The sequence below is a fragment of the Kitasatospora sp. NPDC090091 genome (assembly GCF_044747365.1).
In the GTDB taxonomy this organism is placed as follows: Bacteria; Actinomycetota; Actinomycetes; order Streptomycetales; family Streptomycetaceae; genus Kitasatospora.
This window is the reverse complement of sequence record NZ_JBIVDY010000004.1, coordinates 366,421-389,070: the sequence shown is the minus strand read 5'-3', so window position 1 is coordinate 389,070 and position 22,650 is coordinate 366,421. Positions and strand designations below refer to the sequence as shown.

The 22,650-nt window shown below is 74.5% G+C and carries 19 protein-coding genes and 1 pseudogene; 13 read left to right on the top strand and 7 right to left on the bottom strand.

Translation table 11 applies throughout. The features are described from left to right. Positions 1 to 100: 100 nt before the first annotated feature. The 5 genes from ACIPSC_RS09525 to ACIPSC_RS09505 all read left to right on the top strand — a co-directional run bounded on the left by ACIPSC_RS09525 (position 101) and on the right by ACIPSC_RS09505 (position 5,147). Positions 101 to 1,870, top strand: a complete 1,770-nt coding sequence (locus ACIPSC_RS09525) for a condensation domain-containing protein (RefSeq protein ID WP_400824447.1) — start codon at positions 101 to 103, stop codon at positions 1,868 to 1,870. Between the two features lie 139 nt (positions 1,871 to 2,009). Next, entirely contained in the window at positions 2,010 to 3,110 is a 1,101-nt protein-coding gene (locus ACIPSC_RS09520) for a hypothetical protein (protein WP_400824446.1), read from the top strand. Between the two features lie 56 nt (positions 3,111 to 3,166). After that, positions 3,167 to 3,901 carry an SDR family NAD(P)-dependent oxidoreductase gene (locus tag ACIPSC_RS09515; protein ID WP_400824445.1) on the top strand — a complete coding sequence of 245 codons (735 nt, stop codon included), beginning with the start codon at positions 3,167 to 3,169 and terminating at the stop codon, positions 3,899 to 3,901. A gap of 10 nt (positions 3,902 to 3,911) precedes the next feature. Further along, on the top strand, positions 3,912 to 4,640 hold the full coding sequence (locus ACIPSC_RS09510; RefSeq protein ID WP_400824444.1) for a polysaccharide deacetylase family protein: 729 nt from the start codon (positions 3,912 to 3,914) through the stop codon (positions 4,638 to 4,640). Positions 4,641 to 4,709: 69 nt separating this feature from the next. Beyond that, on the top strand, positions 4,710 to 5,147 hold the full coding sequence (locus ACIPSC_RS09505) for a DUF3574 domain-containing protein (RefSeq protein WP_400824443.1): 438 nt from the start codon (positions 4,710 to 4,712) through the stop codon (positions 5,145 to 5,147). 16 nt (positions 5,148 to 5,163) lie between these two features. On the opposite strand, the gene ACIPSC_RS09500 is transcribed toward ACIPSC_RS09505, so the two are convergent. From ACIPSC_RS09500 to ACIPSC_RS09490, 3 genes are all read right to left on the bottom strand, one after another. Beyond that, a complete protein-coding gene (locus tag ACIPSC_RS09500) occupies positions 5,164 to 6,345 on the bottom strand; it encodes a hypothetical protein (protein WP_400824442.1) in 1,182 nt (393 codons plus the stop codon). Positions 6,346 to 6,356: 11 nt separating this feature from the next. Further along, a complete protein-coding gene (locus ACIPSC_RS09495; RefSeq protein WP_400824441.1) occupies positions 6,357 to 7,328 on the bottom strand; it encodes an NAD-dependent epimerase/dehydratase family protein in 972 nt (323 codons plus the stop codon). A 111-nt stretch (positions 7,329 to 7,439) separates the two neighbouring features. After that, a complete protein-coding gene (locus tag ACIPSC_RS09490; RefSeq protein ID WP_400824440.1) occupies positions 7,440 to 8,564 on the bottom strand; it encodes a DegT/DnrJ/EryC1/StrS family aminotransferase in 1,125 nt (374 codons plus the stop codon). Positions 8,565 to 9,030: 466 nt separating this feature from the next. Here ACIPSC_RS09490 and dnaK point away from each other — a divergent pair, with 466 nt between their 5' ends. Next, complete coding sequence (gene dnaK / locus ACIPSC_RS09485) at positions 9,031 to 10,929, top strand: molecular chaperone DnaK (RefSeq protein ID WP_400824439.1); 1,899 nt, start codon at positions 9,031 to 9,033, stop codon at positions 10,927 to 10,929. Between the two features lie 159 nt (positions 10,930 to 11,088). Next, on the top strand, positions 11,089 to 12,222 hold the full coding sequence (locus ACIPSC_RS09480; protein WP_400824437.1) for an N-acetylglucosamine kinase: 1,134 nt from the start codon (positions 11,089 to 11,091) through the stop codon (positions 12,220 to 12,222). Positions 12,223 to 12,229: 7 nt separating this feature from the next. Here ACIPSC_RS09480 and ACIPSC_RS09475 read toward each other — a convergent pair whose 3' ends face one another. The 3 genes from ACIPSC_RS09475 to ACIPSC_RS09465 form a co-directional block, all read right to left on the bottom strand. After that, positions 12,230 to 13,279 (bottom strand): HD domain-containing protein, encoded by a 1,050-nt coding sequence (locus ACIPSC_RS09475; protein ID WP_400824436.1) that lies wholly within the window; start codon positions 13,277 to 13,279, stop codon positions 12,230 to 12,232. A gap of 138 nt (positions 13,280 to 13,417) precedes the next feature. After that, positions 13,418 to 14,233: an SAM-dependent methyltransferase gene (locus tag ACIPSC_RS09470; protein ID WP_400824558.1), complete on the bottom strand. Its 816-nt coding sequence runs from the start codon at positions 14,231 to 14,233 to the stop codon at positions 13,418 to 13,420. A 219-nt stretch (positions 14,234 to 14,452) separates the two neighbouring features. Next, positions 14,453 to 15,199 carry a TetR/AcrR family transcriptional regulator gene (locus tag ACIPSC_RS09465; protein ID WP_400824435.1) on the bottom strand — a complete coding sequence of 249 codons (747 nt, stop codon included), beginning with the start codon at positions 15,197 to 15,199 and terminating at the stop codon, positions 14,453 to 14,455. A 389-nt stretch (positions 15,200 to 15,588) separates the two neighbouring features. Here ACIPSC_RS09465 and ACIPSC_RS09460 point away from each other — a divergent pair, with 389 nt between their 5' ends. Beyond that, the gene (locus tag ACIPSC_RS09460) at positions 15,589 to 16,212 is read left to right on the top strand and encodes an RNA polymerase sigma factor (protein WP_400824434.1); all 624 of its coding nucleotides are present in this window, start codon (positions 15,589 to 15,591) and stop codon (positions 16,210 to 16,212) included. 116 nt (positions 16,213 to 16,328) lie between these two features. Here ACIPSC_RS09460 and ACIPSC_RS09455 read toward each other — a convergent pair whose 3' ends face one another. Next, entirely contained in the window at positions 16,329 to 16,637 is a 309-nt protein-coding gene (locus ACIPSC_RS09455) for a hypothetical protein (RefSeq protein ID WP_400824433.1), read from the bottom strand. A gap of 285 nt (positions 16,638 to 16,922) precedes the next feature. On the opposite strand from ACIPSC_RS09455, the gene ACIPSC_RS09450 reads away from it, so the two are divergent. From ACIPSC_RS09450 to ACIPSC_RS09430, 5 genes and pseudogenes are all read left to right on the top strand, one after another. Continuing rightward, positions 16,923 to 17,279, top strand: coding sequence for a PRC-barrel domain-containing protein (locus ACIPSC_RS09450; protein ID WP_400824432.1), 357 nt, complete (start codon positions 16,923 to 16,925; stop codon positions 17,277 to 17,279). Between the two features lie 175 nt (positions 17,280 to 17,454). Then, positions 17,455 to 17,721, top strand: coding sequence for a metal-sensitive transcriptional regulator (locus ACIPSC_RS09445; protein WP_395292718.1), 267 nt, complete (start codon positions 17,455 to 17,457; stop codon positions 17,719 to 17,721). A gap of 177 nt (positions 17,722 to 17,898) precedes the next feature. Then, a pseudogene (locus ACIPSC_RS09440) lies at positions 17,899 to 18,743 on the top strand (FAD-binding domain-containing protein). Between the two features lie 369 nt (positions 18,744 to 19,112). Continuing rightward, positions 19,113 to 20,555 (top strand): endonuclease/exonuclease/phosphatase family protein, encoded by a 1,443-nt coding sequence (locus tag ACIPSC_RS09435; protein ID WP_400824431.1) that lies wholly within the window; start codon positions 19,113 to 19,115, stop codon positions 20,553 to 20,555. A gap of 89 nt (positions 20,556 to 20,644) precedes the next feature. Then, positions 20,645 to 22,627, top strand: a complete 1,983-nt coding sequence (locus ACIPSC_RS09430) for a phosphocholine-specific phospholipase C (protein WP_400824430.1) — start codon at positions 20,645 to 20,647, stop codon at positions 22,625 to 22,627. Positions 22,628 to 22,650: the final 23 nt, after the last annotated feature.

The window sequence follows — 22,650 nt, the reverse complement described above, 5'->3', positions numbered from 1 at the left end:
CCATCGACCCGGACCACTCGGCGGACCGCTGACAGCGCCGCCGCCCACACCCCCGGCGGCACACCCGCAGGGCCCCGGCGAGCCGAAAGGCGCGGACGACGTGACAGAGAACGACCGGCGGATCACGGTCCGGTTCAGCGGCGCGAGCAGCGGCTCCGGCCCGCTCACCCTCGGCCAGGACAACATGGTCCGCTGCATCCGGCGCGACCTGCCCGAGCAGATCAACAAGGAGTCCGTCTGGCCGGTGCCCGACGGGACCACCCTCGCCGCGGCCCTCGACGCCCTGCGCACCCTCGTCGAACGGCACGACTCGCTGCGCACCGTCTTCCCGCCCGGTCCGGCGCCGGACGGCTTCCCGGAACGCCAGGAGGTCCGCTCCGAGGGCGAGTTCACCGTCACCGTGCTCGGCGCCGAGGGCCTCGGCGACGCCGAACTCGACCGCCTGGCCGACGCATCGGGCCGGTCCGACGTCGCCCTCCCGTTCGACCTCGCGGACGGGATCCGGCTCCGCTTCACCCTGCTGGCCGACGCGGACCTGGTCCGGCGCCTGGTCGTCACGGTCTGCCACGCCGGCGCCGACGGCGCCGCGACCACCCTGCTGCTCCAGGACTGGATCGCCCTCGCCGCCGGCAAGGAGCTGCCGCCCGTCACCGCACGCACGCCGCTGGAGGTGGCCGCGCTGGAACAGAGCGACCAGGGCCGGCGCAAGACCGCCGCCAGCCTGCGGCACTGGGAGAAGGCCCTGGCCACCGGCCCGCAGGCGGTCTTCGCCGACTCCCGGATCACCGGCCCGCCGAACGGCCTCGCCGCCGTCGTCCTGCGCTCCCGCGCCGCCGCGGCCGATCTCGCCGCGGCCTCGCGGCGCACCGGCGCCAGCCCCTCGGTCGTCCTGCTCGCGGCCTTCTCCGCGCTGGTCGCCCAGCGGGCGGACCAGTCGGAGCTGGTGTTCGCCGCCCTCTCCGCCAACCGCCAGCGCGCCGTCATGGCCGACCACATCGGCACCCTCGCCCAGGACGCCCTGCTCGTCCTGGACACCGACACGGCCGACCTGGACCAGCTGATCGGCCGCACCAAGGCGGCCTCGCTCGCCGGCTACTGGCACAGCACCCTCGACTCCGAGAAGGTGTGGCAGCTGATCGAGGACGTCACCCACCTGCGCGGCGCCCGGTTCGTACGCCACGTCGTCGTGAACGACCTCAGCCTGACCATCCCCGAGCTGATGTCGGACGCCCGCCCCGCCCCGGTCACCGACCCCGAGCTGACCTGGCTGCCCGACCAGCCGCTCGCGGTCCGCGTCATGCTCAACGTCCTGCGGGCCGTCGACAGCCTGGAGTTCGTCCTGCTCGCCTGCCCGCAGGTGCTCGACCGCGCGGAGACCGAACGGTTCGCGCTCGCCCTGACCGCCCTCCTCAAGGCCGCCGGCCGGGGCCCGGTCCCGCTCTCCGCCCTGCCCGCCCTCACCGGGCTGCGCCCCGCCGCCCGGACCGGCGACTGGCACCGGATCGACAACTGCTGGATCGACCTGGACGCCGTCCGGAGCCTGGTCACCGACGCCCTCGGCCCCGGTGCCGTCACCGCGGTCGACGTGGCGGAGGGGCGGATCACCGCGAAGATCGCCACCACCGACCCGGACGTCACCCCGCTCACCGCCCACCTGGCGGTGGTCGCCGCCCTCCCCGGCCGGGACACCGCCATGGCCCCGCACCACTACACCGTCCACGCCCTCGACACCGCTCCGACCGCCGCCGCCCCGGCGGCCGACCCGGGCGAGCACCCTGCCGGCCCGCCGCCCTGGGCCGCCCTCCCGGTGACCGGAGCGGGCACCGGCCGCTCGCCCGGGATCGCCGCCGCCCACCCGGACCTCGCCTGATCGAAGACAGGCCCTACGCCCCGCGCCTTGTTGCCGCCGCCGCTCGCCGCTCCCGCCGCCGCGGCCGGGTACGGGGGAGCGGGGCCCGGGGCGGGGGACCAGACTGGTGGTGGATCCTGCCTCCGAGGCTGGGAGAGCCATGCTGCTCGGACTCACCACCGCCCTGGTCGCGACCGTGTGCTTCGGCTTCGGGTCGGTCTTCCAGGCCCGCGGCGCCAGGTCGGCGCCCCGCGCGGACCGGGTGCGGGCAGGGCTGCTCGCCGCGCTGGTCCGGTCCTGGCAGTTCCTGCTCGGCACGGGCCTCGACATCGCCGGTTTCGCGCTGAGCATCGTCGCGCTGCGCACCCTGCCGCTGTTCCTGGTCCAGTCGGTGACCAACGCCGGCCTCGCGGTGACGGCGCTGGCCGCCGTCTGGCTGCTCGGCGCCCACCTGCGGCGCAGCGATCTGCTCGGCATCGCCGCCGTGGTGGTCGGCCTGACGCTGCTCGCGCTCGGCTCCGGCCAGGAGGGCCGCGACCACGCGCCCCCGGCGTTCCACTGGGCCCTGCTCGCGACCACGGTGGTGATGCTCCTGCTCACCCTCGTGCTCGCCCGGCTGAACGGCAACGCCGCCGCGGCCGGCCTGGGCCTGCTCGCCGGCGTCGGCTTCGGCGTGACCAGCCTCGCCGTCCGCGTCCTCGACGTCGGCAGTGTGGCCGCCGTCTTCACCGACCCGGCCGCCTACGGCCTTGCCCTGGGCGGCCTCGGCGGCTACCTCGCCTATGCGCTCGCGCTGCAGCGGGGCACGGTCACGGCGGCGACGGCCGCGGGCACGGTCGCCGAGACCTTCGGCCCGGCGCTGGTCGGGGTGACCGCCCTGGGCGACGCGGCGCGCCCCGGTTACGGCTGGTGTGCCCTGACCGGCTTCGCCGTGGCGGTCGGCGGCACGTTCGTGCTCTCCCGCTTCGGCGAGGTCGAGGCGGAGGTCGGCCCCACGGCCACCGACGGGCCCATCGCCTCCACCGCCTCCACCGACCGCACGTCCTCGGCCGCCTCCACCGGCTCCGCCGCCTCCACCGCCTCCACCGCCTCCACCGTGTCCGTGGGCCCGGTGCACGACGGTGCCCGCCCGGCGCCCGCCCCGGACCGCCGCCCGTCCTGGCGCCCCGCGGGCCCGGTAGCCCGAACGGCCTCGCCATGCGAAGGTGACTTGCCGGACAAAACGGACGGCGCGGCGCGCACAGAGCGGCAGGAGCCATGACGGACGTAGCCCATCGACCCTCCCGACAACCGCGGCTCCGCCCGGCGGGCCCGCCGGTGGCCCTGATCACCGGCGCCTCCTCCGGAATCGGTGCGGCCACTGCCGCCCGCCTCGCCACCGCCGGCTGGCGGCTGCTCCTCTCCGGCACCGACCGCACCCGTCTGGACGACGTCGCCGGCCGGACCGGCGGCCGCCCGCTGCCCGAGGACCTCGCCAAGCCCGACGGACCGCAGCGCCTCGCCGAAGCGGCCCTCGCCGCCGGCGGCCGGGTCGACGCCCTGATCGCCGGCGCCGGGCTCGGCTGGCGCGGCTCCTACGCCGAGACCCCCACCGACACCCTGGACCGGATGCTGGAGGTCAACCTCGCCGCCCCGCTGCGGCTGACCCGCCTCCTCCTGCCCGGCATGCTGGAACGCGGCCGCGGCCGGATCGTGCTGCTCGGCTCGATGGCCGGGCAGGTCGGCGTCCGCGACGAGGCCGCCTACGCGGCCACCAAGGCCGGGCTCGCGATGTTCGCCGAGAGCCTCTGGTACGAGCTGCGCGGCACCGGCGTCGGCGTCCGGCTGGTCCTCCCGGGCGCGGTGGACACCCCGTTCTTCGCCCGCCGCGGCACGGACTACCAGCGGCAACGCCCGCGCCCGGTGACCGCGGAACGCGTCGCCGACACCGTCTTCGCGACCCTCACCACCCCGCAGGACCGTCTCTTCGTCCCGCACTGGCTGGGCTTCCCGGCCCGGATCCACGGCGCCGCGCCGGGGGTGTTCCGGCGCATGGCGTCCCGCTTCGGCTGAGCGCCCGCCGATGGACCGGGCCCGCGCCGCCCGCCGGGCCGCCCTCGCCGCCGCCGGCGTCCAGCTGCTCCACCTCGCCCCGGCCGCCGTCCGCCTGCCGCCCCTGCGCCGGACGGTGGCGCGCCCGCTGGCCGGCTACGGCGCCGACCCCCGGCACATCGCGCTCACCTTCGACGACGGGCCCGACCCGCGCAGCACCCCGTACATCCTGGACGCCCTCGACCGGCTCGGCATCCGCGCCACCTTCTTCCTGCTCGGCGCGATGCTGGAGCGCGCACCGGCCCTCGGCCGCGAGCTGACCGACCGGGGCCACGAGGCCGCCGTCCACGGCTGGCACCACCGGCCGCAGTGGTACCCGGCGCCCGCCCGTGACCTGCGCGAACTGCGCCGGGCCACCGAGGCCGTCGCCGACCTCTGCGGCGCCCGCCCGCGCTGGTACCGCCCGCCCTACGGCGTCCTCACCGCCGGCCCGGCCCTCGCCGCCCGCCGCCTCGGCCTGCGGCCCGTGCTCTGGACGGCCTGGGGCAGGGACTGGACGGAGCAGGCCACCGGCGACTCCGTCTACGCCACCGCCCGCCCCGGCCTCACCGGTGGCGCCACCCTCCTCCTGCACGACTCCGACTGCACCTCCGCCCCCGACTCCTGGCGCGCCACCCTCGCCGCCCTCCCCCTGATCGCCACCCACTGCCGCACCCGCTCCCTCACCCTCGGCCCCCTCCGCCACCACGCCCTGGCGTAGGAGCGGACACCCTCGCCCGGACGGGTGAACCGGCGCGCCTCCCGGCCCGGCCGGGCCGTTGACCAGGCCATGGAGACCAGGAACTGGACCGGGCTGCTCGCCGCTGCCGCCGTGCTCGCCACGGGGGCGAGCCTCGCCCCCGTCGCCGGCGCGGCCGACGTACCGACCGCGCCGCGCGACCCGTACACACGGACCGAGCTGTTCTTCGGCACCGAGCGGCCGGACGGCGGACCTGCCGTCACGGACGAGGAGTTCCAGACCTTCGTCGACTCCGAGATCACTCCGCGCTTCCCCGACGGCCTCACCGTCGAGCAGGCGCGCGGCCAGTACCGGGACAGCCACGGCGTCATCGAGCACGAGCGGTCGTACCTGGTCGTGCTGCTGTACCCGACCACCGGGGCGAGGGCGGCGGGCACCGCGATCGAGACGATCCGCCGCAGCTACGACCGGCGCTTCCACCAGGAGTCGGTCGGCCGGGTGGACGGGCCGGTCAGGGCGTCGTTCTAGAGCCCGCAGGCCTCTGCTACGGCTCCACGCCGTCCAACCCCACCCGTCGCAGGGCTGCTGCGAAGCCGGTGCGCCAGGCGGTGGGGGTGGCGCCGGGGGACGGGGGCGGGGCGGGGCGGGTCAGGGCGGCGAGGGCGTTGCGGACCACCTCGGCGGGGCGGGCGGAGGCCACGTCGGCGTGGCCGAGTTCCAGCTCGTGCTGGAGGTTGTCGCGGCCGTGGCCCTGGACCACGTCCAGCAGCAGCAGACGTCGGCCCAGGGCGCGGGCCTCGCTGCAGGTGTCGCCGGAGCTGGTCACCACCAGGTCGGCGGCGGCCATCAGGGCGGGGATCCGGTCGGTGTAGCCGAACGGGTGCAGGTTGGGCCGGTGGCGGGCGGCGCGGCGCAGGCGGCGCTCCAGCTCGCCGTTGCGGCCGGCCACGGCCAGCACGTGCGGTCCGGCGTCGGAGATCTGCGCGGCCGTGCGGGCCAGCGGGCCCAGGCCCCAGGAGCCGGACATCAGCAGCACGCACCGGGCGGTCGGCGGCACCCCGAGCCCGGCCCGCGCCTCGGCCCGCCCGGGCGGGTGGTAGAACGGCTCGCGCAGCGGGGCCGGCAGCACGGCGACCGCCGCGTCCGGGCGGTAGCGCCGGACGGCGCAGGCGGCGACCTCCGAGGTGACCAGGAAGAGGTCGGTACCCGGCTGGACCCAGAGCCGGTGCGGCGTGACGTCCGTGCAGAGCACCATGTGCCGGAAGGCCGGCTCCGGCCCGGGTCGCCGCCCGCGGCCGTGCCCCCGCCCCCGCCCGCGTCCCCACCCGTGCTCCCGTTCGTGCTCCCGTTCGTACTGCCCGGCGAGCAGCTGGTTCACCGCCGAGGTGGCGGTCGCGAACACGGACACCACCAGCGCCGGCCGCTGCTCGTCCACCAGCGCGCGCAGGGCCGGGACGAGCCGCCGCCGGGCGGCGGCATCGGCGGCCAGGGCGATCCGCGCGCCGGGGCGCAGCGCCGAGAAGTGGAAGGCGTCGTAGACCCCCGGCAGGTCGAGCAGCCGGCGGAAGACCGCTTCTCCGGCGGCGCCGGCGCGCTCGCCGAGCAGGGCCATCGCGTCGACGGTGGCGGTGGTCCAGCCGCGGGCCTCCAGCGAGTCGGCGCAGGCCCGGGCCATCACGTCGTGGCCCTGGCCCAGCGAACCGGAGACCAGCAGCGCGTGCGGCACCGGCCCCCGCCTCAGGCGGCGCCGGACGGGCGGCCGGTCCTCGGGCGGGCCGCGGTGGTGGTCGCCTCCCGGTACCAGTCGGCGTACCGTCGCACGCCGTCCGCGAAGTTGGTCCGCGGTGACCACCCCAGCAGCCGCTTCGCCTGGGCGGCCGAGATCCGCCGCCCGGCGTAGTCGGCGGCGCGGGCCTCGATGTGCTCGATGCTGACCGGTCCGAGCAGCCGGTCGACGGTGTCGGCGATCTCCCGTACCGAGATCGCGGTCGAGCCCTCCAGCGCGAAGGTCTGGTCCTCGGCCGCGGGGGAGAGGGCGCGGACGTGGGCGTCGGCGAGGTCCTCGACGTAGACGAAGTTGCGGCTCTGCCGGCCGTCGCCCGCGATGGTGATCGGGCGGCCGGCGAGTGCGGCCTGGACGAACCGGGCCACCACCAGCTCGTCCCGCATCCGGGGCCCGTACGGGATGCCGTAGCGCAGGATGGTGAAGTGCTGCCCGTAGAGCTCGCGGTAGCTGTGCACCAGCATCTCGGCGGCGAGCTTGGTGGCGACGTACAGGTGGCCGCTGTGCTCCAGCTCGATCGGCACGTGCTCGTCCAACTCCTGTTCCCCGCCGTCGAGTTCGTTCTCGGCGAGGGCGGCGCCGTAGACCCAGACGGTGCTCGCCAGCACGGTGCGGCTGAGGCCGCTGCGCCGGGCCGCCTCCAGGACGGCCTCGGTGCCGTCGATGTTGGTCCGCACCGCCCGCACCGGGTCGGCGGCGACGCGTTCGACGTCGGCCATCGCGGCGAGGTGGAACACCACCTCGCTGCCGTCCAGGGCGGAGGTGAGGGCGGGCAGGTCGAGGACGTCGATGTGGGCGTGCTCGGCGGCCGGGTTGAGGTACTGGTCGGTGGTGTCCACCGCGAGTACCTCGTGTCCGGCGGCCAGCAGCCGGTCCACGACATGCGAGCCGATGAATCCGCACCCCCCGGTGACGGCTATGCGCACGATCTCTCTCCTTCTCCGGCCCGCCCGGGGGCTCGTCCGCTTCGGCGGACGGCTCGGACGGGACTCTGGGTCGGACTCTCTCGGGCCGCCCGTCGGGGCGGCTCCGGCACATCACCCCGCAAGCCGCCGGTGGACGGTCGTGACCGCCTCGATCACCTGGTCGGTCTCGTCCTCGGTCATGTCGGAGTGCACCGGCAGGCAGATCTGGCGGGCGCAGAGGTCCTCGGCGACCGGGAGCGGGCCCCGCCGGTAGGGGGCGAGCACCGGCTGCAGGTGCAGCGGCAGGTCGTACACCTCACCGGAGAGGCGGACGCCGAAGTCCTCGGCCACGGCCCGCTTGAACGCGGCGCGGTCGACGCCGGCCGGCAGCAGCGCCACGTACTTGTAGTAGTTGCTGCGGGAGCCGGCCGGTTCGGTGATCGGCTGCAGGCCGTCGAGTCCGGCGAGTGCCGCGTCGTAGCGCTGGGCGACCCGCCGCCTGGTCTCCACGAACTCCTTGAGCCGGCGCAGGTGCACCGTGCCGACGGCGGCGTTCAGCTCGCTCATCCGCCAGGAGGCGCCGAACCGGACGTGGTGGTTGGTGGTGAACGAGCCCTTGCCCTGGTCGCGGTAGATCCGGGCCTCGTCGCGGAGCTCTGCGGAGTCGGTGAGGATCATGCCGCCCTCGCCGCTGGTGGTGAGCTTGGTCGGGTAGAAGGAGAAGGCGCCGGCCAGGCCGAAGGTGCCGGCGGCGCGCCCGTCGTAGCTGCTGCCGTGGGCGTGGGCGGCGTCCTCGACCAGCGGGACGCCCCGGCGGTCGCAGATCGCGCGCAGGGCGTCCACCTCGGGGGTGACCAGCCCGCCGATGTGCACCAGGACGACGGCCGCGGTGTCCGGGGTGAGCGCCGCCTCCAGGGTGGCGGGGCTGAGCGCCAGGGTCTGCGCGTCCACGTCGGCGATGACCGGCCGGCCGCCCGCGTGCACGACGGCGGCGGCGGTCGCGTAGAAGGTGACGGCCGGGACGACCACGTCGCGGTCGCGGATGTCGACCGTGCGCAGCGCGATCTCCAGTGCGGCCGTCCCGCTGGCGACGGCGACCGCGTGCGGGGCGCCGTGCTCGGCGGCGAAGGCCTGCTCGAACCGCTCGGTCCACGGGCCGAGCGTCAGCGCGCCGGTGGCGAGGATCTCGGTCACCGCGTCCGCGACGGCCGAGCGGTCGATCTCGTCGAACACGATGCGAGCGGCTGGCACGCCCATCGGGCCTCCTCCGGCAGCGGGGTGAAGACTTCTTCGGACAGAACGATCGGATCCGGGCAGACCGGGAAGAATCGGTCGGGCCAGGCACATCACGCTACTTCGCCCGCCCGGCCCCGGCCCGTCGTCGCCGCCCGCTCGGGTGATCCCGTGGCCTCGCGCCGCAGGTCGGCGCCGGTTCGCGGGACCGGCGCCGACCGGGCGGGTCGGGGTGCGACCGGAGCGCGGTCGGGGGCGTGGTCGGGGCGCGGTCGGGGCGTGGCATCCGGCCGCCCAGAGCGCCGGTGCCCGCGTCGGGCGGCATTCCCGGCAGCGCCGAGTGACAATTGAATTGACACGAATCCGCTCAACTTTCATGAGCGACCGCAAGGAGTGGCGGCAAGGCCCGCCGGCCGGCGGTACGCCCGCGCGATCCGGCGCGGGCGTGCGGGCCCGGCGCCTGCCGGGCCGCTCAGGAGGGAGGACCGCGATGGCTCGCTCAGTCGGGATCGACCTGGGCACCACCAACTCCGTCGTCTGCGTGCTGGAGGGCGGCGAGCCCGCCGTCGTGCCGAACGCGGAGGGCGCCCGCACCACGCCGTCGGTGGTCGCGTTCGCCAAGGGCGGCGAGGTGCTGGTCGGCGAGGTGGCCAAGCGCCAGGCGGTGACCAACGTCGACCGTACGGCCCGGTCGGTGAAGCGGCACGTCGGCGACGCGCAGTGGCGCTTCCCCGAGACGGGGGACGTCGACGGCAAGCGGTACACCGCGCAGGAGATCTCCGCCCGGGTGCTGCAGAAGCTGAAGCGGGACGCCGAGTCCTACCTGGGCGAGGACGTGACCGACGCCGTGGTCACCGTCCCCGCGTACTTCAACGACTCCCAGCGCACCGCGACCAAGGAAGCGGGCGAGATCGCCGGCCTGCGGGTGCTGCGCATCGTCAACGAGCCGACCGCCGCCGCGCTGGCCTACGGGCTGGACAAGGGGAACGACCAGACGATCCTGGTCTTCGACCTCGGCGGCGGCACCTTCGACGTCTCGCTGCTGGAGATCGGCGAGGGGGTCGTCGAGGTGAAGTCCACCAACGGCGACACCCGTCTCGGCGGCGACGACTGGGACCAGAAGGTCGTCGACCACCTGGTGCGGCAGTTCAAGAACGGCTACGGGATCGACCTGTCGAAGGACCGGATGGCCGCGCAGCGACTGCGCGAGGCCGCCGAGAAGGCCAAGATCGAGCTCTCCTCGGCCACCGAGACGACGATCAACCTGCCCTATGTGAGCGCCTCCGCCGAGGGGCCGCTGCACCTGGAGGAGAAGCTCACCCGGGCCCAGTTCGAACAGCTCACCTCCGACCTGCTGGAGCGCTGCCGCGGACCGTTCCACCAGGCCGTGGAGGACGCGGGGATCCAGGTCTCGGACATCGACCACGTGATCCTGGTCGGCGGCTCGACCCGGATGCCGGCCGTCACGGAGCTGGTCAAGTCGCTCACCGGGAAGGACCCGCACAAGGGCGTCAACCCGGACGAGGTGGTCGCCGTCGGCGCCTCGCTCCAGGCCGGCGTGCTGAAGGGCGAGGTCAAGGACGTCCTGCTGCTCGACGTCACCCCGCTGTCCCTCGGCATCGAGACCAAGGGTGGCATCATGACCAGGCTGATCGAGCGCAACACCACGATCCCGACCAAGCGCTCCGAGATCTTCACCACGGCCGAGGACAACCAGCCGTCCGTGCAGATCCAGGTCTACCAGGGCGAGCGCGAGATCGCCGCCTACAACAAGCGGCTCGGCATGTTCGAGCTGACCGGCCTGCCGCCGGCCCCGCGCGGCCTGCCGCAGATCGAGGTCACCTTCGACATCGATGCCAACGGCATCATGCACGTCGGTGCCAAGGACCTCGGGACGGGGCGGGAGCAGAAGATGACCGTCACCGGCGGCTCGGCGCTGCCGAAGGACGACATCGCGCGGATGATGCGCGAGGCGGAGCAGCACGCGGAGGAGGACCGGCTGCGCAAGGAGGCAGCGGAGACGCGGAACCAGGCCGAGCAGCTCGTCTACTCGACCGAGAAGGTCCTCGCCGACAACCCCGACAAGGTGCCCGAGGACGTCAAGTCCGAGGTGGAGGCCGCCCTTTCGGAGCTGCGGGAGACGCTGAAGGGTGAGGACGCCGCAGCCGTCCGTGCCGCGATGGACCGGGCGGCGGTGGTAGCGCAGAAGATCGGCGCCGCGCTCTACGCCCAGTCCTCCGGTGGCCAGGCGTCCGGCGCGCAGGCCGGCGGCGGGGCCGAGGGCGGTTCCGGCGGCGGTTCCGGCGGCGGAGAGGCCGGCGCAGGGGAGGAGGAGGTCGTGGACGCCGAGATCGTGGACGAGGACAGGCCGAAGGGCGGGGCGGGCTGATCCGAGGGTCGGCCGGGGAGCCGGGAAGGGGAGCCGGGAAGGGGAGCCGGGCCGGGTGTGCGAGGGCGTGCCCGGTCCGGCTCCCCGGCCGTGAGGCATGGTCCGGGCGGGGCGGGGAACGCCGGGGAAGAGGGACGCCGGGGGAGAGCGAGGGCGGCGGTGGAGCAGGTGAACCGGGTGGACCGGGCGGATCCGATGCCGGGGCGGGCGAGTGCGCACGCCGGCGACCGCGGCGCGGCAGCGGGACCGGCCGAGGCCCCGGCCCCACCTCCGGTCCCGGTCGCCGACGTGTGGGTGGTCGGCATCGACGTCGGCGGCACCGGTGCCCGGCTCGCCCTCGCCCCGGCCGACCGGTCGGACGACCTCGTCGGCGTACGGACCCGCGACCTCCCGGTCGCCGCGCGGATCGCGGCCTCCGGCCACGACGCCGACGCACTGCTCGCCCGGCTGATCCCCGAACTTGCTTCACTGAGCGCCGAGTTGCCTCCCCACGCGCAGATCGGTGCGGTCGCCGTCGGGGCGACCGGGATGGCGCTGCTCGGCCGCGACCTGGCTGCCGGGCTTCCCGGCCCGCTGGCCCGCGCCACGGGTGCGGAGCGACTGGTCCTGGCCGGAGACGCCGTCGCCGCCTACGTCGGAGCCCTCGGCACCCGGGCGGGTGTGACCGTCGCGGCCGGCACCGGGCTGGTCGCGATCGGCCACCGCCCGGGCGCAGGCTGGCAACGGGCCGACGGCTGGGGCCAGTTGCTGGGCGACTGCGGCAGTGGCGGCTGGATCGGCCGGGCGGGCCTCGAAGCGGCGCTGCGCGCGTACGACGGCCGGAGCGGCGGATCGCCCGCACTGCTCGAACGGGCCGAGCGCCGCTACGGCCCGGTGACCGGCCTGCCGGCGGCGCTCCAGCCGCGCCCCGACCGGGCCGCGCTGCTAGCGGCGTTCGCCCCGGACGTCGCCGGGGCGGCCGACGACGGCTGCCCGGTCGCCGCGGTGATCCTGCGGCGGGCGGGGGAGGAGATCGCGGCCACGGCAGCGGCCGCCGCGACCGCGGCCGGTCTGACGGAGCCCCGACTCGCCCTGACCGGCGGACTGTTCAACCTCGCGCGCCTCCGGTCGGCCACCGAGGCGGCGCTGGCCGACCGGCTCCCCTCCGCGCGCCTGCGCCGGCCGGACGGTCCGCCCCTCCTCGGTGCGCTCCGCCTCGCCGCCGCAGTGACAGCCGCCGCCCCCCTTCCCTGGCCGATCGACCCACCCCTCCTCGCCGTCCACCACCCGGGCCGCCCCAGATCCGACGGTTGACGGGCCCTCAGTTCCACCAGACGTGGAAGTCGGTGGGCAGCCGCCGCAGTCCGGTCAGTTCGGCCGCCAGCTCGGGCGCCGACACCTCGATCGGCTCTCCGTCCACCAGCGGTGCGGAGCTGTAGATCTTGCGCAGCGAGAAGTCCCACCCGGAACAGTCCGCGGAGGCCGGTCCCACCGCGACCTGCAACCGGTGCAGCTCGTACCGGATCATGCCGCTCTCCGCCCGGGTGGCGGCACAGGAGTCGAATGCGGACCAGAGCTGGTGATCGGTCATCCGGGCGAGCCGGTCCGGGGTGAGCGTGCTGCTGTCGAGCAGCCGGCCGGCCAGGCGCCGGATCACCGAGACCGGACCCACGTTGTCCCACGAGGTGTGGAGCCGCGCTTCCGCGCAGACCAGGGCGACGAGCGAAGCGGCGGTCTCCCGGTCGGCCGACACGGCCCCGTCCCTGAGGTCGAGACGGGCCAACAGGGCGGCCGGGTCGGCATCGAGGCGCCCGGCCGCACGGCCGCTGCGTACGTAGGAGTCGAGATGGTCGAGGTTCAGCAGGCCCGAGCGGCCGGTGAGGGGCGAGTCGGCCCGGCCCCCGAGCGCGGCGGCGACGGCCTCCGCCCCGATCCCGTGCTGCTCCAGCACGGTGCGGATCGGGTCGGCCCGTAGCACCTGAAGGCCGATCGCGTGGTGGTCGAGGCCGCCGAGGCCTTCGAAGGTGTGGCTCAGTGGCAGGTGGCCGATGTCGTGCAACAGCGCGGCGACCCGCAGGAGTTCGTCCTCCGGACGGAAGTGCGCGACCAGCGCGAGGACACCGAGGGTGTGTTCGAGCCTGGAGTACGACTGCAGGGTACTGATCGTCGAGGCACCTCCGTGCGCGACGAATTGCAGGCGCCGCAGCGGTTCGGTGCGGAGCAGTTCGACTTCCACGGGGTTCAGGGGGAGGGGAGTCCGCCAGAGCGGATCGGTGAACGACGCTGCCAGGCCCACGACATTGGTCGGCACGGCCCGCACGACCTCGCCCCCGGGCCCCTGCAAAGAGCTTTGATCCAGATGCACAGCCATCGGGCCACTCTAGGACCGACCCCCACGGCCGGTCTCCCCCCATTCAGCGCTGACCTGACCGGACCGGGGCCGCACCGAAGCCGATCCGTTCGGCCGGGCGCAGGAAGTCGAGCCGGTCGACTTCCTGTGCAGCGGGGCTCAGGCCTTGCGGGCCACGGCGCCGTACATGCTGACGCGGTCGGCGTCCGGGGCGGGGGTGGTGTCGGGGCGCCAGAGGGGGACGGTGACGACGCCCGGGTCGAGGACCTCCAGACCGTCGAGGAAGGAGCGGACCTGGTCCCGGCTGCGGCCGACCAGTGGGGCGGTGGCCTTGTCGTAGATGCCGATGACGCGGTCGCGGACCGCCGCGGGGATGAAGTCGGCGGTGCCGTGCGAGAGGACGAGGTGACTGCCGGGCGCCAGGGCGTCGATGAGCTCGCGCACCACCTTGTCGGGCCGCTCCTCGTCGCGCAGGAAGTGCAGGACGGCGGCGAGCACCAGGGCCACCGGGCGCCCGAGGTCGAGGATGCCTTCGGCTTCGGCCGCGGCGAGGAGGCCGGCCGGGTCGCGCAGATCGGCCTGGATCACGGTGGTCCGGCCGAGGGTCGTTCCGGCCATCAGGGCGCGGGCGTGGGAGAGCACGATCGGGTCGTTGTCGACGTAGACGACGCGGGCGTGCGGGTTCTCGGCCTGGGCGATCTCGTGGGTGTTGCCGGCGGTCGGGATGCCGGTGCCGATGTCGAGGTACTGGTCGAGGCCGAGGCCGGCGACGTGCCGGACGGCCCGGCGCAGGAAGGCCCGGTTGGCGCGCGCCGTGGAGCGGAACTCCGGGTTCGCGGCCAGGGCCCGCTCGGCGGCTTCGCGGTCGGCGGGGAAGTGGTCCTTCCCACCGAGGTAGTAGTCGTACATCCGGGCCGGGTGCGGGACGTCGGGGCGGAGGTCGGCGGGGATGCTGGGGTCGCCGGGCTCCCACATGCTGTCGTGGCCCACTGCGTCCTCCACCCGCCCCATGCTCTGGCGTTGATCTGATGATCGGTCCGGTCTCTCGATCGACAGCCTAGAGGCTCGGCCCGCCCGTCGGTGGGCGGACGGCCCGAACGCTCCGCCGCCTGCCCGCCCGTCCGCCCGGGTCTGCCCGTCCGCCCCGGTCTGCCCGCCCGGTCCGGGCCGGTCCTCGCACCGGTCCGGCCCGGCTCAGGGCGCGCGGTAGCCGTCCGCCCAGCCCAATTCGGCGCTCAGCCGGGCGAGCTCGTACTCGAAGAGGTCCCCGGCGTCCGGCAGGGCGAAGGTCAGATGGCCGAGCACCTCCAGGCAGATCAGGCCGTGCAGGCGGGCCCAGGCGCCGAGCATGGCGGCGATCGCGGCGGCCGGTAGGTTGACCCCGTGCTTGGCCCGGAGGCTGTCCAACTGGTCGCGCAGACCGGCCGGGAGCTGCTCGTCGGGCGGGACGGGGAACGGCTTCTGCAGCCAGAGCTCGGCCATCAGTGCCGCGAAGGCCGAGCCGAGCAGCCAGCCGGCGTTCTGCGTCTCGTCGTCGTGGGCGGCCCGCGAGCTGAGCGGGGAGGTGCCCAGGATGAGCGCGAACTCGTGCCGGTGGGCCAGCGCCCAGTGACGCAGCGCCCGGCCGGCGGCGAGCAGGCGGCCGATCGCGTCGGACCGGTCGGCGCGGCTGTCGGCAGCGGACCGGATCGCTTGCGAGACCTCGGTGAAGATGTCCTTGCGGACCTCCCGGACCAGCACCTCGTGCGACTCGAAGTACCGGTAGACGGCGGGCGCGGTCATGCCCATCTCGCGGGCGATGGCGCGGATGGTGACGGCGTGTTCGCCGTCCTCGGCCAGGAGCCGGCGCGCCACGGACATCATCTCCGTGATGGTGGCGAGGCGGGTCCGCTCCCGCCGGGTCAGTGCCGGTGGCGGAGTGCCCACCCGGGCCGTGGTCATTGAGGTGCCTCCGCCGTGGTCCGGTTACCGTCGAGTCGCCCCCATGTTACGGAAATGAACTCCGGTAACGAAGCGGCCGGGAGGGGTGTGACACGCGGTGTGATCTGCGGTGCGATCCGCTTGGACCGAAGCTCTGCTGACGGATCGTAAGATCGGTGGCCCGGCGCGGGTGTCGTGTTGACAGGGGGCGTCGGCCGACACGTATGGTTTACGCCAGTAGCCGAAGTGACGGTGCTGTACGGAAGCTACTGGTCGAAAGATCACCCTCGGATCGGTGGCGGGGTCCGGCGCCCTGGGAAGCGCCGCACGAAGGACCGCCGTCATCTCTTACTGGGCTGATGACGACATGACGGGGGATTTCGTTGCGCACGACTGCGCCGAGCGAACTTGTGGGTAGATGCCTGGCCGGCGAGCAGGACGCCTGGGACGAGCTGGTTGACCGCTACACGCCGATGGTCTTCGCGATCGCGCGGAGCCATCGGCTGAGTGCGGCGGACTGCGAAGACGTCGTACAGGCCGCCTGGCTGGGGATCGTCCGACACCTCTCCGAGCTCCGGTCACCGGAGCGGATCGTGCAGTGGATCGCGACCGCGGCCCGCCGGGAGAGCCTGAAGCACGTCGAGCTGACGGGAGGATGCCTTCCGGCGGGGGAGTCGGAGGACTCCGACCGGCCGGAGGCCGTCGTCGGCGGCGGTCCGGAGGAGCCCCTGCTGAACGCCGAGCGGGACGACGAGGTGCTGCGCGCCTTCCGTCGGCTGCCGGAGCGTGCCCAGGCGCTGCTGGGTCTGCTGGTGGCCGACCCGCAGATGCCCGACGACGAGATCGGCGCCGCCCTCGGGATTCCCCCGGAATCCGTCGGACCGAAGCGGGCCCGTTGCCTCGCCCAGCTGGAGCGGATCATGCGGGAACAGGCCGCGGAGCCCGGCCGGACCGACGGCGCCGTGCCCGACGTCCGGCGGGCGCGCGAGGCGTGCGCCCCGGCGGGCAGGCCGGCGCTCGCGACGCGGGGCTGAAGCGCGCCGCAAGGGTGCCGCGGAGCGGGGGAGCGGGCCGGCGCGTGGGCGCCGGCCCGCTCCCGTCGTATGCCCCGGTCTCGTATGCCCCGGTCCGCCCTGCCGGCCGGTGGGGCTCAGTGCTCCAGTGCCTGCGGGGCGGTCGTGGCGTGCAGTGCGGCGTTCGAGGCCAGGCCGTAGTCCGTGAATTCGCCGAGTTCCCCGGAGTTCACTGTCTGGGAGTTTCCTGGGAGTTCGGTGGACCCCCCTGGGGATTCAGTGAATTCGTGTTCCGGGGAGGCATCGGATTCCCGCGGAAGGTCGGTGGGCGCGGGGGCGGCCGCGAGTGACTGCCGGATGGCCTGCTTGACCTTGGCAGTCAGGTCGGTCGGCATCGGGCCGATGGCTCGGGAGAGCCGCTCCAGTGCCTGCTCAGAGTCGTCCAACCTGACCCCAGGGTTCGCTAGTTTATTGCTCAATGAGGCAATTCACGATAGTTGCTGCACTTGATCCGTGGCAAGAACTCGCGACGATGCATTGACGGTGTTCATGGGAGAACTCCGGCACTCCGGTCAATGCGGTAATGGCCGCCGTGCGGCGCCGCCGGTGGCCGGATCTCCGAGACGGACCGGATCTCCGAGACGGACCGCCCGCCGGGCGGACCGGCCCGGACCGTTGCAGGATGGAGAGTCCCGGACACCTCCGGAACCGGCCGGCGATGGGAGGCCGCGATGATCGGCTCGGCGGACATCAGGGAATGGCGCGGCCACGCCGTGGTCGACGAGAAGGACCGGCGGATCGGCACGCTCGAATCCGTCTACGTGGAGACCGCGAGCGACCTGCCGTTCTTCGCCACCGTCACGGTCGGCCTGCCGTCCCGGCGCAGGCTGGTGTTCGTGCCCCTGGACCACGCCGTCCTCGGGCCGGGGTACGTGCGGGTGGCGTACCCGAAGAGCATGGTCAAACAGGCACCCTCGATCGGCACGGACGACATCCTGCCGGCAGGGGACGAGCCGGCGGTCTTCGCGCACTACGCGCTCGACTACGCCCCCGGGGCCGGTGGCGAGCGCCGCCTGGCCAGGCGCTGACCGGCCCCGTCCCGTCCGCAGCTGTCCCTTCCACCGCTCGCCCCGTCCGCCGCTCGCCCCGTCCGCCGCTCGCCCCGTCCGCCCCGGCTCCGTGCGGGTGCGTGCGGGCCGGGCCGGTCCTGATACCCCACGGGGTACACTGGCAGCCGGTCCGAACAGCGGAAGGCGGCCAGAGATGCAGGTGGACGAGGAAGCGGTCGGCGCGGTCCTGAACCGGCTCCGCCGTGCCCAGGGGCAGCTGGCGGGCGTGATCGCGATGATCGAGGCCGGCCGCGACTGCAAGGACGTGGTGACCCAGCTCGCGGCCGTGTCGCGGGCGCTGGACCGGGCCGGCTTCAAGATCGTGGCCAGCGGGATGCGCCAGTGCATGGCGGCCGCCGACGAGAACGGCGCGCCGATGAGCGAGGCCGAGCTGGAGAAGCTCTTCCTCGCCCTGGCCTGAACCGACGCGCGGCCGGCCTGAACCGACGCACGGCCGGCGCGGTCCGGCGGGCGGGCCCGTAGGTAGGCGGCCGTACGGGCCCCGCCCGCACCGGCGCCCACCTTCGGCGCGTCGGCTCGCCCGGCCGGGGCCCGAGTGGGAGGCTCGCATGCCCCGCCACGTCCCCTCCACCCACCGATGACCGTCTCCATCGCCCTGCTCACCCAGGACCTGCGGTTGCACGACAACCCCGTGCGCCGCGCCGCCGCCGCCGACGCCGCCGACGAGGTGGTGCCGCTCTTCGTCCTCGACCCGGACGTCGCCGCTGCCGGCTTCACCGCGCCCAACCGCGCCGCCTTCCTCGCGGACTGCCTCGCCGACCTGGACGCCCAGCTGCGCCCGCTCGGCGGCCGGCCGGTCGGCGCTGGCAGCGCTACGACCTGGACCGGTACGCCGAGCTGCACGACGAGCTCGCCGCCGACGGGACGTCACGCCTCTCGCCCTACCTGCACTTCGGCTGCCTCTCCGCCGCCGAGCTGGTCGCCTCCGCCGAACGGCGCGGCGGCAGCGGGGCGGAGGCGTTCGTCCGGCAGCTGGCCTGGCGCGACTTCCACCACCAGGTGCTCGCCGCCCGCCCGGACGCCGCGCACCGGGTCTACCGGTGGTTGCACAACCGGGCCCGGCTGGTCACCGCCTCGTTCCTGACCAAGACGCTCTACCAGGACTGGCGTCCGGGGGCCCGGCACTTCCTGCGCCTGCTGGTGGACGGCGATCTGGCCAACAACCAGCTGAACTGGCAGTGGGTGGCCGGGGCGGGCACCGACACCCGGCCGAACCACGTCCTCAATCCGCTCGCGCAGGCCGACCGGCTCGACCCGGACGGCGCCTACGTCCGCCGCTGGGTGCCCGAACTGGCCGCGCTGCCGGGCCGGTCCGTACACCGCCCCTGGCGTCAGGACCGCCCGCCGGCCGACTGTCCGGCGCCGCTGGTCGACCCGGAGGCCATCGCCGCCCGGCTCCGGCAGGGCCGCGGCCTCGGCTGACCCGCCCGCACCCCCTCGGGGCCCCCTCCCGCCGACGGCGGTTGCAGGGGGCCTCCGCACGTGCGCGGCGAGAGCCCTGAGGTGTGCCCGCCGAACGCCGCACGGCTGCACCGCGGAACACCGCGCCGCTGCACCGCCGAACGCCGAACCGCCGGACGGTCGGTCCCGGAGTTCCCGGACCGCCCGATGTCCCGTCATACGTCGTTCATGTTTCGGTCGCTGACCTTCGGATGAATGGGGCCCGCCCGCAGTTGTACAGCCAACTGTGGGTGCCTCCCCCCTCCCTCAGTGACCAGCCGCCGACGGCGCCGGCTCCGCACCGCCCCACCCGGGCGCGGCCGACCCCCGAGCGCGGCGGACAGGACCACCGTGGCCGGCAGCGCCCTGACGCTCACCTCACCCGCCAACCCGGTGGAAGGCGACAAGCTCACCTTCCACTGGACCACCGACGCCCCCGACGCCAAGAACTGGGTCGGCATCTACGACGGCACCCGCAAGCCCGGCACCGGCAGCTCGCTGCTCTGGAAGTACACCCCGGCGGCCTCCGGCGACGTCCAGCTCGACACCTCGGCGCTGACCGGCGGCCCGTACACCGCGTATCTGCTGGCCAAGGACGGCTACGGCATCCTGGCCCAGACCGCGCCCTTCACCTTCCGCCCCCGGCCCGCCGTGGTCGTCCCGCACAGCGTCGTCGACGCCCTGACCACCGCCCCGGTCGCCCCGGGTGCCGCGGTCTCGGTCAAGCTCGGCGGCCTCTGGTCCCGCCCGGCCGGGAACCCGGCGGGCACCGCCGCGTTCCGCAAGGTCTCCGGACCGGCCTGGGCCTCCGTCTCCGCCGACGGCACCCTCACCGGCACCGCGCCCGCCGCCTCCAAGAACCCCGAGGTGGTCGTCGTCGGCGTCAAGGACAGCGCCGGCGCCACCGACACCGTCACCGTGCAGATCCCGGTCGCCGACCCGGCCGGCCCGCTGCGGCTGAAGGCCGCGAGCTGGAACCTCGCCAACGCGGGCGCCGCGTTCACCGACGCGCTGGAGAAGCAGCTGCGGGTGGTCCTCGCCCAGGGCCTGGACGTGCTTGCGCTCCAGGAGACCGCCGGCTCCGCCGCCCAGACGCTGGCCACGGCCCTCGGCTGGTACGCCTACCAGAGCGCCGGCAGCGTCGGCATTTTGAGCCGCTACCCGCTCACCGCCGTCACCCCGGTGACAGACGCGCTGCCCGCCGCGGCGGCCACCCTCCAGCTCCCCGGCGGCCGCACCGTCCGGTTCTGGGCCGCCCACCTCGACGAGTCCGGCTACGGCCCGTACGCCGTCCAGGACGGCCAGAGCGCCGCCCAGGTGACGGCCGCCGAGAACGCCTCCGTCCGCCTCCAGCAGGCCAAGGCGCTGGCAGTCGCGGTCCGGGCCGACGCGGCCGGCCGCACGCCGGTGGTGCTCGCCGGTGCGCTCTCCTCGCCGTCCCACCTGGACTGGACCGCTGCCACCGCCCCCGCGCACGGCGGCGTCGGCCCGGTCGCCTGGCCGGTCACCACCGTCCTCCAGGGCGCCGGGCTGACCGACAGCTTCCGCGAGGAGAACCGCGACCCGGTCAAGGCGCCGGGCTGCACCTGGTCGCCGACCCGCAAGCAGCGCGCCGCCGGCAAGTCCGAGCCGCAGGACCGGATCGACTACGTGCTGTACGCCGGCCCGCTGAAGCTGGTCGAGGCGCACACCCTGGTCGCCGACTGGCCCGCCACCGGCACCGACCAGGCCGCGGTGGCCGCCAACCAGTGGCCCTCGGACACGGCCGCCGCCGTCGCGACCTTCCGGTTCTGACGGTCCCGCCGCTCCCTCCTCCTGAGGCGCCCGCCGACCCCGGGGCGCCCGCCAACCCTCCGCCGCCACCCCCGAGAGGCCCGCTCGTCATGCCCGATCTCTCCCGCCGCTCCTTCGTCGGCGCCACCGCGGCCGCCGGCGCCGCCGCCGTGGTCGGCCTTCCGGCCGGCCAGGCCGCCGCCGCACCCGCGGCCGGCACCGACCGTCTCACCGGCACCATCAAGGACGTCAAGCACGTCGTCGTCCTCATGCAGGAGAACCGCAGCTTCGACCACTACTTCGGCACGCTGAACGGCGTCCGCGGCTTCGGCGACAAGCAGGCGCTGCAGTTCCCGAACGGCACCGACGTCTTCCGCCAGCCCGACCTGCGCCGCAGTGACGGCGGCGTCATGCTGCCGTACCGGATGGACACCTCGAAGTACAACGCCCAGAACGCCGGCGGCCTGCCGCACGACTGGGCCACCGGTCATCAGGCGATCAACAACGGCGCGATGAACAAGTGGATCGCCGCCAAGGGCGAGCGCACCATGGGGTACTTCACCCGCGCCGACATCCCGTACCAGTACGCGCTCGCCGACGCCTTCACCCTCTGCGACGCCTACTTCACCTCGCTGGCCGGCCCGACCGACCCGAACCGGCTCTACCTGTGGACCGGCACCGCCGGCCCCGGCCGGGACGGCACCACCGGCCCCTGGATCGACAACACGCCCGTCACCGACAACCCGGTCGCCGACTGGACCACCTACGCCGAGCGGCTGGAGCAGGCCGGCGTCACCTGGCGGGTCTACCACAACCCCAGCAAGGACGACCGGACCGGCGACTACGACGACAACGCGCTCTCGTACTTCAAGCAGTTCCACAACTTCCCGAAGGACGACCCGCGTTACGTCAACGCGATGACCAAGTTCGACCCGGCCGCGTTCGACCGGCACTGCAAGGACGGCACCCTGCCGACCGTCTCCTGGCTGGTCGCGCCCTACCTGTTCTGCGAGCACCCGGAGGCCGGGCCGGCGTACGGCGCGCACTGGGTCGACATGGCGCTGCAGTCGCTGATGTCCAACCCGGCGGTCTGGCAGCACACCGTGTTCCTGGTCATGTACGACGAGAACGACGGCTACTTCGATCACATGGTCCCGCCCACCCCCGAGCCGGGCACCCCGGAGGAGTTCACCCAGGGCCGCGCCATCGGCCTGGGCAACCGCGTCCCGCTCTGGGTCGCCTCGCCGTGGTCGCGCGGCGGCTGGGTCAACTCCCAGGTCTTCGACCACACCTCCGTGCTCCGCTTCATGGAGCAGGTCACCGGCGTGGCCGAGCCCAACATCTCGGCCTGGCGCCGGGCCGTCTGCGGCGACCTCACCAGCTGCTTCGACTTCGCCGCGCCGGACCACTCGATCCCGCAACTCCCGGACACCGTCGCGCTGATGGCCAAGGCGGACGCGGGCACCAAGCTTCCCGGCGTCCAGCTGCCCGCCGTCGGCGCCCAGTCGATGCCGGTCCAGGAGCGCGGCGACCGCCCGCACCGCCCGCTGCCCTACCAGCCCTGGGCCGACGTGGACGTGGACCGGAAGACCGGCAAGGTCACCTGCACCATGACCAACGACGGCACGGTCGCCTTCCCGTACACCGTCTACCCCAACATCCTGCTGCCGTTCGCCGGCACGCCCTACACGGTCGCCCCGGGCGCCACCGCCACCTACGTCTGGGACGCCGCCGGGACCAACGGCCGGTACGACTTCACCGTGCACGGCCCGGACGGCTTCGTCCGCCGCTTCGCCGGCACCGTGGTCCGGGACGGCCAGGACGGCCAGAACGACATCGGGGTGCCGATCGTGACGGCCGACCTGAGCAACTCCTCCCGGCTCACGCTCCAGCTGGTCAACGACGGCATGACCGACGTCTGCTTCACCGCCGCGCCCAACGACTTCGCGGGCACCGCGCAGACCGTCTGGGTGAAGCCCGGCAAGCAGGTGAACGTGGTCTGGCCGCTGGACAAGCAGGGCCGCTACGACGTCGGGGTGACGGCCGGCACCGGCCTGCGCTTCACCCAGCGCTACGCGGGCTGGGTGCACTGACGGAGCCTCACGGCGGCCGGCGC